This window comes from Bradyrhizobium uaiense, assembly GCF_010811875.1.
Taxonomy (GTDB): domain Bacteria; phylum Pseudomonadota; class Alphaproteobacteria; order Rhizobiales; family Xanthobacteraceae; genus Bradyrhizobium; species Bradyrhizobium uaiense.
The window spans coordinates 12,395-27,048 of the sequence record NZ_VKHP01000123.1; the positions used below are offsets into that span (position 1 = coordinate 12,395).

Sequence of the window (14,654 nt, forward strand, 5' to 3'; positions counted from 1 at the left end):
TTGCACGGAGATCGTGCTCAAACAAGAAGCTGAAGCGCGACGGCGTTTCAGCGCCATCGAGGTTCAGCGCGCTGGGCGATCCATCTCGGCGACTTCGAAATTGAAGCGATCGCGCAGATTCTTGCGTTGCTCGAGGATGTCCCTGAGGAACTCGCGATCGGCGTCGCTGCGCATCAGCGGCTCGATCAGGTCGACTTGATTCATGGCGACGAGCTGCAGGATTTCCGTGCGCGGCTTGCCGGTGGCATCGCGCGGCAAGGCGTGCACGATCTGGATGTGCTCCGGCGGTTTCACGCCCTTGGCTGCGGCAAGCTCATTGCGCAGCGTCTTCTCCAGCGCCGACTGGTCGGCCTCGACGAAGGCGTAGAGTCCGACGCCGACGCGGCGGTCGGCGAAGGCGACGATCGCGGTATCGCGCACGTCCGGATTCCTGCGGATCAGATCGACCAGCACCGGGGCGTCGTTGACCAGCCGGCGGCCGCCGCCCTCGCGGTCGGTGAAATTGAAGATGCCGCGCGTGATCGCCTGATAGACCTTCTTGCCGGTCTTGAGCCAGATGCTGGCGACCGCGGACTTCCTGGCGAGCACCTTGCGCTCTTTCGGCGTCAACGCTTCAGGCGCGTAGCTGCGCTTGTGCTTCAACAGATGCCGCAGATCTTCATAGGCCGCGATACGGAACAGGCGGCTTCGGGTCCTGAAGCAGGCGGCGAGCTGGAAGTCGGTGAGGTAGGCGCGGCCGTCGCGGCCGACCAGCCAGTTCTGCTCCTTGGCAAGGTCGTTGTGACAGATGCCGGCGCGATGCAGCTTGCGCAACGCTTGGTTGGCGGAGCGGAAATAAGCGACGTCGCCATGCGGCTTCGCCAGATGCAGCGCCGCCCCGTCGATGAAGCCGCGCACCAGTGCGCGCCGACCGGCCCACAACAGCTTCGGCCCGACGTCGAGGTCACGCGCCAGGGTCAGCGCGCGGCGCTCGCGCGAGAACAGATGCAGGGCCACGGCGAACGACCAAAACGGCACCTGATCGAGCCGGCGCAGCACGCCGTCGACTTCGCCGTGTTCAGTGCGGAAGCGACCGCGCTCGACGGTTGAGAACACGTCGCGCTTGAGCAGGACACCCTGGCTCCATCGCGCCGACAGGGTGGCGTCGTCGTCTTTCGGCAAGCTCATGACTGTCAGGCCGCTGCCGCAACGCGCAGGTGCTCTGCGATCCAGTGGTCGAGGTCGGCAAGCGCCCGCGCGCTCATCGCCTGCTTCTTGGCGACGGTCTTCTCATTGCCGCGCAGCCGCGAGCCGTCCGGCTTCTTGGTTGGTGGACTGGCCAGCGGCGGGAACAGACCGAAATTGATGTTCATCGGCTGGAACGAGCGCGGACCGGCGTCGATTGTCTCGATATGGCCGCCGGTGATGTGGCCGAGCAGCGCGCCGAGCGCGGTCGTGGCTGGTGGCGGCGTCAACGCGGCGCCTCGCGTGTCGGCGGCGGCGCAGAGGCCCGCAATCAGGCCTACGCTGGCCGATTCGACATAACCCTCGCAGCCCGTCATCTGGCCGGCGAAACGTAGCCGTGGCTGCGCACGCAGGCGCAGCTGGCTATCGAGCAGCTTCGGCGAATTCAGGAAGGTGTTGCGATGCAGGCCGCCGAGGCGGGCGAACTCCGCGTTCTCCAGGCCCGGGATGGTGCGGAACACACGCTGCTGAGCGCCGTGCTTCAGCTTGGTCTGGAAGCCGACGATGTTGTAGAGCGTGCCGAGCTTGTTGTCCTGCCGCAGCTGGACGATCGCATAGGCCTTGACGGTCGGATTGTGCGGATTGGTCAATCCCACCGGCTTCATCGGGCCGTGGCGCAGCGTTTCCTGACCGCGTTCGGCCATCACCTCGACCGGCAGGCAGCCGTCGAAATAGGGCGTGTTGGTCTCCCAATCCTTGAAGTCGACCTTCTCGCCATCGAGCAGCGCCGCGACGAAGGCGTCATACTGCTCCTTGGTCATCGGACAGTTGATGTAGTCGGCGCCGGTGCCGCCGGGGCCGACCTTGTCGTAGCGCGACTGAAACCAGGCCACCGACATGTCGATGGAATCCTTGTGCACGATCGGTGCGATCGCGTCGAAGAACGCCAGCGCGTTCTCGTCGGTCAGCTGCCTGATGGCGTCGGCGAGCGGTGCCGAGGTGAGGGGACCGGTCGCGACGATGACGTTGCTCCAGTCGGCCGGTGGCAAGCCCGCGACCTCCTCACGGCTGATCTCGATCAGCGGGTGTTCGTAGAGCGCCTTGGTGACGGCGGCGGAAAAGCCGTCGCGGTCGACCGCCAGCGCGCCGCCAGCGGGCACCTGGTTGGCATCGGCCGAGCGCATGATGAGGGAGCCCAGCCGCCGCATCTCGGCGTGCAGCAGCCCAACCGCGTTGTTGGCGGCATCGTCGGAACGGAAGGAGTTCGAGCAGACCAGTTCGGCGCAGCCTTCGGTCCGATGCGCCTCGGTCATTCGCTGCGGGCGCATTTCGTGCAGGACGACACGGACGCCGGAATTCGCGACCTGCCAGGCGGCTTCCGAGCCGGCGAGCCCCGCGCCCACGATGTGCACGGGTTGGGAAGAGGATTGATGCGGTGTCATCGCGAACCGTTAGCGCGTTTCGAGACCATATGCATCTGAAACCGCGCCACAAACGACAACGCCCGCTGTGGAAGCGGGCGTTATCCGTCATCAGATGGCTTGCGGCCGATTAGCCGTTGTAGGTACCGGCGGCAACGCGCGGAATGTCCGAGCGGTCGAGGCCGATATCGGCCAGTTCGCGATCGCTGAGCTGGGACAGTTCGCTGACATTGCGCTGATAATCCCGGAAAGCCTGGATCATGCGGATGAGCGAGAGCAACATTGTAGTCTCCTAGTAGTTCAGATTCAGCTTTTCAAAGCCTCATCGTTGAAGTGAATATAGATGACGTGGTGCGGTGCGGTAGTTCCGATGTTGCGATGCAGCTAAGCTCAAAACGCATGGCGGCGGTAAGTTTCGGTTAACCGTTTGGCGCCTTGGCAGCGGGTCCGTAGGCAGGTGTTCCACCAAAGCCCGGTATTCCGGCAAAACACTCCTGAGATCAGCTGGTTAATGAGATCCCCGGCGTGTCTTTTTCATATTGCTTATATGGTAATTTAAGACCTCTTTTCAAACGCGATTGACCGCGAATGGGAAGGATCACTTCGATGTGTCCCATGCGTGATTCGCATGCAAACAGCTGACGTTTTTATGAGTATAAATTCATTTCATGGAGCGCGCTGACGACCGATGAGGGTAGCGTCAATCAGTCGCATTGACGCTGAAGGTAATTCGGTCCTGTCCGTCGCGCAGATTTCGTCGCGCGCGGCATATCGTTCGAAATCTGCTGCTGGTTTGCGGAAGTGAACTTCGATTGGAGTGAACCATCCGGGCGAAGCTATTGCGGCGGGCTTCCTTACCGACTTGTAATCAAAACACTATGCAACGCATGCGCGATCCGCACGCAGCGCCTATCACATTTGTATCGCGCGAAGTTCATTCTGAACGGTGCCGTGAACAGCGAATAATCGTTCCGCAGATTCCGCAATCACGCTGGTTTCTGTTCAAGAACAGAAGATGGAACATCTCATGATCAAGACATTGATCGCAGCAGCCGCTGTGGCTGCCGTTGCTTGCGCTGTTGCTCCCGCCCAGGCCGCGCATCGTCATCACGCGGGCCTCGGCTGCAGCGGCGCCAACCTCGGCAAGACCGAAGCCGCTGTCGAAGCTATGGCCGACAATGAGGTCAAATTCGCGGCGGAGAAGGAAGTCTCGCTGGCCCAGGACGCGATGCTGAACAACAAGTGGGGCGCATGCGGCGCACACCTCAGCAGGGCTGCAGAATCCAGCATGGCGAAGTAAGTTTTGATGATGACGACGGGGGCCGATTGCCTGGGGCAATCGGCCCCTTGATTTGGCTGGAGCGTGATCGGCCCGGATGAATCAGGAACCACTGTTCGCGATCAGGCTTTGGAGCGCTTCCTCGACGCGGCCGGTTGCTGGTTTGGCGAAGTAGCCGACCTCGATGGGTGTGGTAGCTGAGCCTGCCGTATTGGTCGGCCCAGTTGCGCAATATGAAGACCCCGGTAGTCTATGTTGCGGATTGCAAAAAGCGCGGTGTCTCGCCCGCGACAAGCGCTCAATGTAATCGTCCTATTCCGGCGGGCGGACGCCGTCGCGCCGCGCGGGGGCCCCGATCAAATGCCCCTCACGTGTTCTGGATGGAGTGCCGTTGATCGGCCCGCTTCGCGCCGATTCACGCACGTCCGAGGGAGGCGCTCCGTATTGCCGGCGAAAGGTGCGGTTGAAATAGGACACGTCGCCAAAACCGACCTCAAAGGCGACCGCGCTCACAGGCCGATCGGCGTAGCGCGGATTGACGAGCAATCGATGCGCTCGTGCGAGACGGCGCCCGAGCACGAATTGTGAAAACGTGGTCCCGTCGTCTTCAAACATCCGTTGCACCTGGCGCGGGGTGACGGCGTGCCGCCGCGCTACCGCCGCAACCGTGAGATTTCCGTGATTGAGATGGTCGATGATATCGGCCTTGATGGCACGCAGTCGCGCCGCGCGGACGCCCCGCCCATGGGCAAGAGCCGCGGCGTCTCTCGTTGCGCCGAGCGCCACAGCGATCAGATCGTGTACGTGCGAGGCCACGTGGTGCCGTAGCTGAGGCGTGGCAAGCGCATAATCCTCCTGCAGCGCCCCAACATAGCTCACCAGCAATTTCAGCGCTTCGGTGGAGCGCGCAATGGGCTGCATCACCGAGGAATCGACGCTGCTCACCAACGGCGCCAGCGCTGGCCGCGGAACGTGAAGGCACAGAATCTTCGCCGGGGCAGGGCAGACCATCGCGACCGGATCCGCCGAACTGACCAACAGCGCGTCGCCGGCGCTCCACGTGACCTCGCGTCCATGCTGCACCATCATGGCATCGTGCGAGCCCATCACCAGGACAAGCCCGTCGTTGCCATCCGCCAACTGTTCGGCACCCCGCTCGTAGCGAAACGCCGACATGATGGCCGACGTGATGGACAGCCCGGGCAGCATCCGCACGGTCACGTCCGCATGCAAAGAATGATCCTGCAGTGGCGCGAGGTCGGCCCTCAGCACCAGCCGGCCGTACAGATCACGCCATGCGGCCATTCGGTCCTGCTCGGCAAAATCTTCCAAGGAAAACCGGGAAAGTGCAACGTCGTTGGCTGTCGAGGTCATCGGGGAAACTCAGGTTGTCTCAACAGGTGTCGCCGAATTGCCGCATCTCGTTCACCAAGGCGACCCGGCGGTAACAATCGCACGCGACGCAGTGCTTCTAGCCAATGACCCTGCGGTGTCAAAGCGCCCAGCGATGCTCCATCCGCGGTTCGCCCCTGCGGCAGGTGCAGTCCGAGGTGGAACCGCACGTCCCATTGGCCGAAACGCATACAGATTGAAATGCCGACCTGCCAGGTCGCTTTCGTCCAAGGCGTTGTCGCGCCTGTCCAAGCCGGGCGGGCGGACAAGCCGCTAAACCTCTAGCGCAAAACCGGCTTGCTCGCAGAAAGATATTAGATGATTCCAGCGCTACTTGTGCGTGTGGAAGTCGCGCTCGGCGACGTCACGCCTGCCGTGGGCATCATCGGCGTACTGGCCGTGATCCTCGGAACGCTACTGTTTGCCTGGATGGTGTACCGGACCGCAGCCCCCAAGACGTCGCCGGCCGGAGTGGCAAAGCTCACAGCTCGAACTTCATGCGCCCACTGATCCAAGCCGCGGTGTGGCTGGTCCTCGTTGCGGGAAGTAACGCGTCTTCCGCCGAAGGCGCGGCAACTTCCTGCCAGCTGATCAATGGCAAGGCGATGATGCAGGCCGAGCTGCTCTTTGGGCGTCGTATCGCCGGACATGGCCGCGTATCGGACGCCCAGTGGACCGACTTCCTTCTGCGGGAGGTGACACCGCGCTTTCCAGACGGATTGACCGTGCTCAGGGCCTCCGGCCAGTGGCGCGACCCGGACACGGCCCGAATCACACGCGAGCCGTCCTTTGTCGTGCGCGTCATCGCTGCCGAGACGCCGGAGACCTTGGCACGCTTGACACAGATCGGCGCCGCATACAGGCAGCGCTTTCATCAACAGTCGGTTGGCCTCACGCTCTCGACCACTTGCGCATCGTTCTGACCACGCACTGCGATACGCTGTCCTTGGTCAAGGCGATCAAGGCCGCTTGCCCGGGGCAGCGGCCCTTTGACGTACCTTCTGGCGACGTACCTTATGGCGCTTTGGCGAGTTGGGTTGCGAAGTAGCCGATCGTCTTGGCGTACACCTCGCTCTTGTTCCACTGCTGGATCACGGCAAAATTCTCGCTGCCGGGCTCCCAGCCTTTGCCCTTCTTCCAGCCATAGCTCTTCAGGAAGTTCGCCGTCGATGCCAGCACGTCGGGTACATTGTGCAGCAGGTCGCGCTTGCCGTTGCCGTCGAAGTCGACCGCGAATTTGATGTAGGACGACGGCATGAATTGGGTCTGGCCGAGCTCGCCGGCCCAGGCGCCGCGCATCTCCTGCGGCGCAAGGTCGCCGCGCTCGACGATGCGCAACCCATCCATCAGTTCGGCCTTGAACATGTCGGAGCGGCGGCAATCATAAGCCAGCGTCGCCAGCGAACGCAGGGTTGGAAACTTGCCGGTGTTGACTCCGAAATCGGTCTCGAGCCCCCAGATCGCGACCAGGATTTCACCCGGCACGCCATAGGCCTCCTCGATCCGCGACAGCACGGAGCCGTAGCGCTTCATCATGTCGGAGCCGCGGTTGAGGCGAGGCGGCACCATGCGGCCCGAGAACTGCTCGAACGTCTGGCTGAACACTTGCTGCGAATGGTCGCGCGCCAGGATCGCCTTGTCTTGCGTGACGCCGTTCAATCCGGCCTGGATCGCGTTCTGCGAGATGCCTTTCGCCGCAGCCTCCTTCTTGAAATCGTCGAGCCAGGACTCGAACGTGCCCGTGCCGCATTGGGCGGCCAGCGCCGACGCGGTCGTGGTCAAGAGCCACGCGCCAACGGCGAGGGCACGAAAGGGAATGCGAGAAGTCATAGGCAATTTACTCCGGAGTCTGCGATGTCATCGATTGGTCGCGAAACCCGGCGGGTATGTTCGCGGCAACAGCGGCCAAAACAAGGCTCGCAATTGAGCCTTTTGTCTCAGCGAGCGCTGCAAATGCCACGCCAATTTCACACCCATTTGACGATCCGGAACGACAAACCGCCGGCCGAATATATCGGCCGGCGGTTGCTTTCACGTTTACGCGTTCAGCTTCGGCCGGCGCTTAGCCGCGATCGCTGCGCCGCCATGGAAACAGATTGGCCGGGAAGTCCGCGGCGGGCTTGCGCTCGCGCGGTTCGGGGATGATCGGCCGCGCATTCGGATCCTTGACGATGACCTCGCGGTAGAGATGCCAGGTGGCGTGACCGAGCAGCGGGATCACCACCGCAAGCCCGAGGAAGGACGGGATCGTACCCAGCACCAGCAGCGCCGCGACGATCAGGCCCCAGGCCGCCATCGGCACCGGGTTCTGTGCGACGGCGCGCATCGACGTCACCATGGCTTCGCCGGCGCTTGCCTGGCGGTCCAGCATCATGGGGAAGGCGACCACGCTGATGCAAAGCGCGACCAGCGCGAACAGGAAGCCGACGCTGCAGCCGACCACGATCAACCACCAGCCTTGCGGGGTGGTCAGCACGCGCGCGGCAAAATCGGGAATGTCGGCCGCGATCGCATAGCCGAACACCGCCGTGTAGATCGCCTGCGCGGTCGCGATCCAGGTCACGAACAGCGCGAACAGCAGCGTTCCGACTCCGAGCATCGCGCCGAACGACGGCGAGCGAAATACCTGAATGGCGTCCCATGCGGATGCTTCCCCGCCATCCTCGCGGCGGCGGCTCATCTCGTAGAGGCCGATGGCGGCAAACGGGCCGAGCAGGGCGAAGCCCGCGGCCATTGGAAAAAGCAGGGGCAGCACGGAATAGCCGTGCACGGTGCGCGCAAGCACAAGACCGAGCACCGGATAGATCAGACACAGGATGATGGCGTGGCTTGGCACCGCCTTGAAGTCTTCCCAGCCGAGACGCAGCGCATGATGCAAATCGGACAGGCCGATGGTGCGAATGACAGGCGCAGATGCGGCACCTTGTCCGCTCTGCGTCATCGATGTGACATTGCCTTGGTATGGAGTGGCCATGGTCGTTGTCTCCCTCTGGACGGTCGCATTTCGCGCCCGGCACGCGGGCACAAACGTACCGCCTCACGAAGCGATCACGAGCAAGCCAGACGCGAAAGACAAAGCAGGGAACTGGCCGTGTCGCGAACTGTGCAGGAAGGGTACTCCCAAACCGCGGCAAAAGCACTCACGCTTAAGTGAATGTCGCATTGGCAAGCTATGGAGGGGACGATAGACTTGAACTGCGACCACGGTCAGCCGGCGCGTTGCCGTGTGACCTTCACATCTCAACTCTCTTGGGAGCGAACGATGAGCATTTTCGGAAAAATCATGGGCGCGATCTTCGGCCACAGCGCCAGCGCCGCGTCCGCCGGCGGAACGGCCACAAGCGCAGCTCCCGCCGGTGGATCCGGCAGTGCATCGTCGTCTCCTGCTGCAGTGCCCGCCGGTGCTGCGCCCACGCAGTCCGTTGACGTTGCCCCCATCCTCGACAAGGCGGTGGCAGCGAAGGGCGAGAAGCTCGAATGGCGGACCTCGATCGTCGACCTGATGAAGGCGCTCGACATCGATTCCAGCCTGACGGCGCGCAAGGAGCTTGCCAAGGAGCTCGGCTACACCGGCGACACCAACGATTCCGCCAGCATGAACATCTGGCTGCACAAGCAGGTGATGACCAAGCTCGCGGCCAATGGCGGCAAGCTGCCCCCGGATATCAAGCACTGACGGGATCATCTTCCCGCAGACGGCCAGGGCCCGCGCCAGCGCGGGCCCTTTTTTATGGGACAGCGAACATCTATAGATCGGCGAACAAGAAGGAGAACTCCCATGAAAACTCCGATGACTGATCTCGATCGCCGGACGATGCTCGCGACCGGCGCCCTCGCTCTGGCCGGCGCCGCCGCGCAATCCGCGCCGGTCCATGCCGAGGCCGCGCCGAAGGCGATGTTTCCGGTACCGGCCGTGACGATCCCGATCGTCGGCGCCACCGAGGTCTTCCAGGTTCGTCGCATCTACTGCATCGGCCGCAACTACGCGGCGCATGCGCTCGAGCGCGGCTCCGATCCGACCCGCGAGCCGCCGTTCTTCTTCCAGAAGCCGACCGATGCGATCCAGAATGTTGCGATCGGCGCGGTCGCCGATCATCCCTATCCGTCGCTAACCAAGAACTATCACCACGAGGTCGAGCTGGTCGCGGCGCTGAAATCCGGCGGCACCAGCATTCCCGCCGACAAGGCGCTCGAGCATGTCTATGGCTACGCGCTCGGGCTCGACATGACGCGGCGCGATTTGCAGAACGGCATGGCGGCGGAGAAGAAGCCGTGGGAGATCGGCAAGAGCTTTGACCACGCTGCGGTGCTCGGACCGATCCACCCGGCTGACAAGACCGGTCACTTCACGCAGGGCGCGATCTCGCTCGCGGTCAACGGCACGGTGCGGCAGAGCTCGGATCTGAAAAACATGATCTGGAGCGTCGCCGAGCAGATCGCCAAGCTCTCCGAAGCCTTCGAGCTGAAGGCCGGCGACATCATCTATTCCGGCACGCCGGAGAATGTCGGCCCGGTCGTCAAGGGCGACGTGCTGCTCTGCAAGCTCGAGGGCCTGCCCGACATGTCGATCAAGATCGTCTGACGAGCCCGGCGCTAGCCGGCAAGATCCGCGTATTCCGGATGTTTGTTGAGGTAATCCACCACGAAGCCGCAGCCGGCGATCACCTTGTGGCCGTCGGCACGGATCAGCTCCAGCGCGCCCTTGACCAGTTCCGATGCGATGCCGCGGCCGCGCAGGGCGCGCGGTGTCTCGGTATGGGTGATGATGACGGCCGAGGGCGTCTGCCGGTAATTGGCAAAGGCCGTGCCGCCCTCGGTATCGAGTTCGAAGCGCCTCTCGGCCTTGTTGTCGCGGACGGCAGCCATCGCAAAATCCTGGTTGATTCACAGGCCTTGATCTAAGCGCGTGAACCCGTCGGTGCAAAGCCGCGACCAATCCGCAAATTGGCATTGTGGATTGACGATATGCGCATTTTGCCCTGCCTGGCCGCCGCATTGCTCGGCGCCGCCCTGATCCTGCCGAAACTTCCGCAAGCGGCGGCCGCCGACGATCCGAGCTGGCAGACCTGCGTCGGCGCCACAACGGCCCCAGGCGACCGCGTGGCCTCCTGCACGACGGTCATCGACGGCAAGACCGAGACCGGCAGGCGGCTTGCGGGAGCCTATTGTAACCGCGGCCATGGGCTGACCGAGAAGCGCGAACTCGATGCCGCGCTCGCCGACCTCAACGAGGCCATCAAGCTCGATCCTGCCTTTGCCTGCGCCTACACCAATCGCGGCCGCGTCTACGCCTTCAAGCAGGATCTCGATCATGCCATCGCCGATTACGACGAGGCGATCCGCATCGATCCGGCGTTCGCGATGGCCTACAACAATCGCGGCGATGCCTGGCTCAACAAGGGCGATCTCGACCGCGCGCTGGCCGACCTCAGCCTCGCCATCAAGTACAACCCGCAACTCTCAGTGGCCTATGGCAATCGCGGCTTTGTCTATTACCGCAAGCACGACGCGGCGCATGCGATTGCCGACTTCACCGCCGAGATCAGGCTCGAGCCCAACGTGCTCGCCTACATCAACCGCGGCAATGTCTACCGCGACGCCGAGCAGCTCGACCGCGCCGCCGCCGACTACGGTGAGGTGACCAAGATTGCGCCGAGCGATGCGCGCGGCTGGCGCAACCGCGGCCTGGTCCGGCTGTTCCAGGGCGACAACAAGGGCGGGCTCGCGGATTACGACAAGGCGTTGCAATACGATCCCGCCGACGTCAATTCCTGGAACAACCGCGGCCAGGCCAAGCTGCGGCTCGGCGACAAGAAAGGCGCGGCGGCCGACTTCCGCAAGGCGCTCGAGCTGCAACCCGACCTGAAGACCGCCAAGGCGGGGCTGGCGCGTCTCGGCGAGGTGCGGTGACGCTGGCAGCTGTCGCTCCTGCCGCATTGCACACACACGGATCGGGCCTTGCGGTGCGATGCAGTTCGATTAGGCTTGGTGGCAGACATACGCCCCTGATGCGGCCCGATGGTCGTTTGGTACGGAGTCATGGGACCGGCCGCTGACGTATGCCCCTTGTCGCAAGGAGGTTCGTCATGTCGGACAATCGTTTCTTCGGTACACACCACACCTGGGAGGACTGGCTCGGCATGGCGCTTGGCGTGCTGATCATGGTCTCGCCCTGGTTCCCGATGCAGGTCAGCGACGTCGTCGATGTCGAGCGCAGCCATCTGGTGCTCAACAGCTTCGTGGTCGGCATGCTGGTGCTGGGTCTCGCCCAGCTCGAATATGTCGCGCTGCATCGCTGGGAGGAGGTGGCGAGCATTCTGCTCGGCCTCTGGCTGATCGCGTCGCCTGCCATCTTCGGCTATTCGGACGACCGGGCGCTGCAGTTCTGGCACATCCTGCTCGGCGCGCTGGTCGCCACAATCGGCGCGTTGCAGCTTTGGCAAGACTGGAACCTGAGCGAGCAGGAACTGGCCAAGCATCCGCAATAGCCGTCCGTACCGGCGGCAACGGGCTTGCCGTCGCCCGCGCGCGGTATCGTGGCGCGGCGCCCGGGAGGCCTTGCCGAAGGCGGCTGCTTGGCGATAAATCGGGTGGTACCAACCCCTTGCGGCGCTTGAAGACGCCCGGTTCTGACCGAGGAAACACCCGATGACCGTCCTGACCATGCCCTGTCTGTTGTGCGTTTCGGCGGGGCGGCAATGAGCGGGACGGCTGCTGCCGCGCCGCGCGGCGGGATCGCGCGGGTGTCGCGCCGGGTGATGAACCTCGCTTACATCCTGACCCAGAACGCCCGCCGCCATGGCAATCGCCCAGGCTTCATCTGGAACGAGAAGGCGTGGTCGTGGCGCCATATCGACCAGAATGTCTCGGCGCTGGCGGCGGCGCTGGGCGCGCGCGGCATCGTCAAGGGCGACCGCATCCTGGTGCATTCCAAGAACTGCGGCGAGATGTTCTGGTCGATGTTCGCAGCCTTCCGGCTTGGCGCGGTATGGGTGCCGACCAATTTCCGCCTGATGCCGGACGAGGTCGCCTATCTGGCCGCAGCCTCCGGTGCCAAGGCGTTTCTCTGCCACGCAGATTTCCCCGAGCATGCCAAGGCGGCCGCCAATCCCGCGCTCGAATTCGTCTGGCGGATTGGTGAGGAGGGCACCTTCGGCGAAGCGACCGTCGGTGACGTCATCGCCAAACACGCCGGCGCCGCGGTCGAGAACACGGCGGTCGAGTACGACGATCCCTGCTGGTTCTTCTTCACCTCCGGCACCACCGGCCGCTCCAAGGCGGCGGTCCTGACCCACGGCCAGATGGCCTTCGTGATCACCAACCATCTCGCCGACCTGATGCCCGGCACCACCGAACAGGACGCCTCGCTGGTGGTGGCGCCGCTGTCGCATGGCGCCGGCGTGCATCAGCTGGTGCAGACCGCGCGCGGCGTGCCGACCATCCTGCTGCCGTCGGAAAAGTTCGACATCGCGGAGGCGTTCCGCCTGATCGCGAAGCATCGCGTCAGCAACATGTTCACGGTGCCGACCATCCTGAAGATGATGGTCGAGCATCCCGCCGCCGACCAGCACGACCATTCCTCGCTGCGCTACATCATCTATGCCGGCGCGCCGATGTATCGCGAGGACCAGAAGGCGGCACTGCACAAGCTCGGCGGCGTGCTGGTGCAGTATTTCGGCCTCGGCGAGGTCACCGGCAACATCACGGTGCTGCCGCCCGGCCTGCACGATCCCGAGGACGGCCCGCATGCGCGGATCGGCACCTGCGGCTTCGAGCGAACCGGCATGCAGGTCTCGATCCAGGGCGACGACGGACGCGAGCTGAAGCCGCTGGAGACCGGCGAGATCTGCGTGATCGGTCCCGGCGTGTTCGCCGGCTACTACGACAATCCCGAGGCCAATGCGAAGGCGTTTCGCGACGGCTGGTTCCGCACCGGCGATCTCGGCCATATCGACGAGGAGGGCTTTGTCTATATCACCGGCCGCGCCTCCGACATGTACATCTCCGGCGGCTCCAACATCTATCCGCGCGAGATCGAGGAGAAGCTGTTGACGCATCCGGCGGTCGGCGAGGTCGCGGTGCTTGGCGTGCCCGATCCCTTCTGGGGCGAGGTCGGCGTCGCCGTCTGTGTCGCGCGGGAGGGCACCGACGCGGTCGCGGAGGCGGAGCTTGCCGCCTATCTCGCGCCGAAGGTGCCGCGCTACAAGATGCCGAAGCGCTTCTTCTTCTGGGAGGCGTTGCCGAAGTCCGGCTACGGCAAGGTGCCGAAGCGGCTGATCCGCGACGAGCTCGAGGCGCGCGGGCTGCTCGAGGTGATCGCCAAATCGACGGGCGCGTGAGGCGATGCGCAGCATCGCCCAGCCTGGCGCTCCCATAACCGAGCGCATCCAGTGGGTCGCCGCACGCGGCCGCGGCTTTTCATTCGTGCTCGAGGCCGGCATTCCCTTGCTCGAAGCCGTGCGCCGCGGCTTTGCGGCGCAGGGTTTTGCCGGTGGCGTGTTGAGCGCCAAGGGTGGCGCGCTGGGGCCGTTCGCCTACGTCATGCCGGCGCTGTCGAAGGACGGCGTCAATGCAGCCTTTTACAGCGACACGTTTCGTCCCGACGGCGTGACGCGGCTCAAGCTCGCGGCGCTGACCTTTGGCGAGCGCGACGGCGCGCCGTTCTTTCATTGCCACGGCCTGTGGACCGAGGCCGACGGCCGCTTCAACGGCGGGCACATGCTGCCGGATGAGACCATCGTGGCCGAGCCGTTCGAGGTCAGCGCGTTCGGGATCGACGGCGCGACGTTCCTGGCCGAGCCCGACAGCGAGACCAATTTCAAGCTGTTCGGGCCGGTCGCAACCGAACCGCGCGGGGCGAAGGCCACAAGCCATGCCTTCGCGCTGCGGCTGCGGCCGAACCAGGATTTCGCCTGCGCGCTGGAAGGGTTTTGCCGCCAGCACGGCATCATGCGCGCGCGGCTGCATGGCGGCGTCGGCTCGACCATCGGCGCGGTCTTCAGCGACGGCCACAGCGTGGTGCCGTTCGCGACCGAGCTTGCGGTCACTGCAGGGCAGATCGCGCCCGATGCCAATCGCCGTCTGCGGGCCAGCCTCGACGTCGCGCTGGTCGACTATCTCGGCGGCATCGCCGAGGGACGTCTGGTGCGCGGCGACAATCCGGTGCTGATGACGATGGAGCTGGTGCTGGAAGTGCTGGAGGCGGCGGAGCAGCCCTAGGCAGATCCTCTCCACGCGTCGTCCCTGGAGATACCGCGCCGCACCCTCTGCTGTCGTCCCGGCGAAGGCCGGGACCCATTGCCACGAATGCGACTTGTTGCGCGATGCTGGGGCCACAGCCTTCGTTCTACAACACAACCCTGTGGTTATGGGTCCCGGCCTTCGCCGGGACGACAGCA

General features: G+C 64.1%; 15 protein-coding genes. 8 read left to right on the top strand and 7 right to left on the bottom strand.

Going from position 1 to position 14,654, the window contains the following annotated elements; all coding sequences use genetic code 11:
• Positions 1 to 63: 63 nt before the first annotated feature.
• The 3 genes from FNJ47_RS26160 to FNJ47_RS26170 form a co-directional block, all read right to left on the bottom strand.
• Positions 64 to 1,167: a serine/threonine protein kinase gene (locus FNJ47_RS26160; RefSeq protein ID WP_163158288.1), complete on the bottom strand. Its 1,104-nt coding sequence runs from the start codon at positions 1,165 to 1,167 to the stop codon at positions 64 to 66.
• A gap of 5 nt (positions 1,168 to 1,172) precedes the next feature.
• Positions 1,173 to 2,606 carry a methylenetetrahydrofolate--tRNA-(uracil(54)-C(5))-methyltransferase (FADH(2)-oxidizing) TrmFO gene (trmFO, locus tag FNJ47_RS26165; protein WP_163158290.1) on the bottom strand — a complete coding sequence of 478 codons (1,434 nt, stop codon included), beginning with the start codon at positions 2,604 to 2,606 and terminating at the stop codon, positions 1,173 to 1,175.
• Between the two features lie 109 nt (positions 2,607 to 2,715).
• The gene (locus FNJ47_RS26170; protein WP_016846063.1) at positions 2,716 to 2,868 is read right to left on the bottom strand and encodes a DUF1127 domain-containing protein; all 153 of its coding nucleotides are present in this window, start codon (positions 2,866 to 2,868) and stop codon (positions 2,716 to 2,718) included.
• A gap of 732 nt (positions 2,869 to 3,600) precedes the next feature.
• Between FNJ47_RS26170 and FNJ47_RS26175 the strand changes: the two genes are divergently transcribed.
• Complete coding sequence (locus FNJ47_RS26175) at positions 3,601 to 3,885, top strand: hypothetical protein (RefSeq protein WP_163158292.1); 285 nt, start codon at positions 3,601 to 3,603, stop codon at positions 3,883 to 3,885.
• Positions 3,886 to 4,176: 291 nt separating this feature from the next.
• Here FNJ47_RS26175 and FNJ47_RS26180 read toward each other — a convergent pair whose 3' ends face one another.
• Complete coding sequence (locus tag FNJ47_RS26180) at positions 4,177 to 5,238, bottom strand: AraC family transcriptional regulator (protein ID WP_163158294.1); 1,062 nt, start codon at positions 5,236 to 5,238, stop codon at positions 4,177 to 4,179.
• 515 nt (positions 5,239 to 5,753) lie between these two features.
• Here FNJ47_RS26180 and FNJ47_RS26185 point away from each other — a divergent pair.
• Positions 5,754 to 6,179, top strand: a complete 426-nt coding sequence (locus FNJ47_RS26185; RefSeq protein WP_163158296.1) for a DUF3574 domain-containing protein — start codon at positions 5,754 to 5,756, stop codon at positions 6,177 to 6,179.
• 91 nt (positions 6,180 to 6,270) lie between these two features.
• On the opposite strand, the gene FNJ47_RS26190 is transcribed toward FNJ47_RS26185, so the two are convergent.
• Positions 6,271 to 7,086: a lytic murein transglycosylase gene (locus tag FNJ47_RS26190; protein ID WP_163158298.1), complete on the bottom strand. Its 816-nt coding sequence runs from the start codon at positions 7,084 to 7,086 to the stop codon at positions 6,271 to 6,273.
• 232 nt (positions 7,087 to 7,318) lie between these two features.
• Positions 7,319 to 8,230 (bottom strand): DUF2189 domain-containing protein, encoded by a 912-nt coding sequence (locus FNJ47_RS26195; protein WP_163158300.1) that lies wholly within the window; start codon positions 8,228 to 8,230, stop codon positions 7,319 to 7,321.
• 288 nt (positions 8,231 to 8,518) lie between these two features.
• On the opposite strand from FNJ47_RS26195, the gene FNJ47_RS26200 reads away from it, so the two are divergent.
• Positions 8,519 to 8,932: a DUF3597 domain-containing protein gene (locus FNJ47_RS26200; RefSeq protein ID WP_163158302.1), complete on the top strand. Its 414-nt coding sequence runs from the start codon at positions 8,519 to 8,521 to the stop codon at positions 8,930 to 8,932.
• 114 nt (positions 8,933 to 9,046) lie between these two features.
• Complete coding sequence (locus tag FNJ47_RS26205; RefSeq protein WP_163158319.1) at positions 9,047 to 9,838, top strand: fumarylacetoacetate hydrolase family protein; 792 nt, start codon at positions 9,047 to 9,049, stop codon at positions 9,836 to 9,838.
• Positions 9,839 to 9,849: 11 nt separating this feature from the next.
• Here the strand turns inward: FNJ47_RS26205 and FNJ47_RS26210 are convergent, their stop codons facing one another.
• On the bottom strand, positions 9,850 to 10,122 hold the full coding sequence (locus FNJ47_RS26210) for a GNAT family N-acetyltransferase (protein WP_163158304.1): 273 nt from the start codon (positions 10,120 to 10,122) through the stop codon (positions 9,850 to 9,852).
• A gap of 99 nt (positions 10,123 to 10,221) precedes the next feature.
• On the opposite strand from FNJ47_RS26210, the gene FNJ47_RS26215 reads away from it, so the two are divergent.
• The 4 genes from FNJ47_RS26215 to FNJ47_RS26230 all read left to right on the top strand — a co-directional run bounded on the left by FNJ47_RS26215 (position 10,222) and on the right by FNJ47_RS26230 (position 14,475).
• Complete coding sequence (locus tag FNJ47_RS26215; RefSeq protein ID WP_163158306.1) at positions 10,222 to 11,166, top strand: tetratricopeptide repeat protein; 945 nt, start codon at positions 10,222 to 10,224, stop codon at positions 11,164 to 11,166.
• Between the two features lie 176 nt (positions 11,167 to 11,342).
• On the top strand, positions 11,343 to 11,744 hold the full coding sequence (locus tag FNJ47_RS26220) for an SPW repeat protein (RefSeq protein ID WP_163158308.1): 402 nt from the start codon (positions 11,343 to 11,345) through the stop codon (positions 11,742 to 11,744).
• Between the two features lie 210 nt (positions 11,745 to 11,954).
• Positions 11,955 to 13,595 carry an acyl-CoA synthetase gene (locus FNJ47_RS26225; RefSeq protein WP_163158310.1) on the top strand — a complete coding sequence of 547 codons (1,641 nt, stop codon included), beginning with the start codon at positions 11,955 to 11,957 and terminating at the stop codon, positions 13,593 to 13,595.
• Between the two features lie 4 nt (positions 13,596 to 13,599).
• A complete protein-coding gene (locus FNJ47_RS26230; protein WP_163158312.1) occupies positions 13,600 to 14,475 on the top strand; it encodes a PCC domain-containing protein in 876 nt (291 codons plus the stop codon).
• The last annotated feature ends 179 nt before the right edge of the window (positions 14,476 to 14,654 follow it).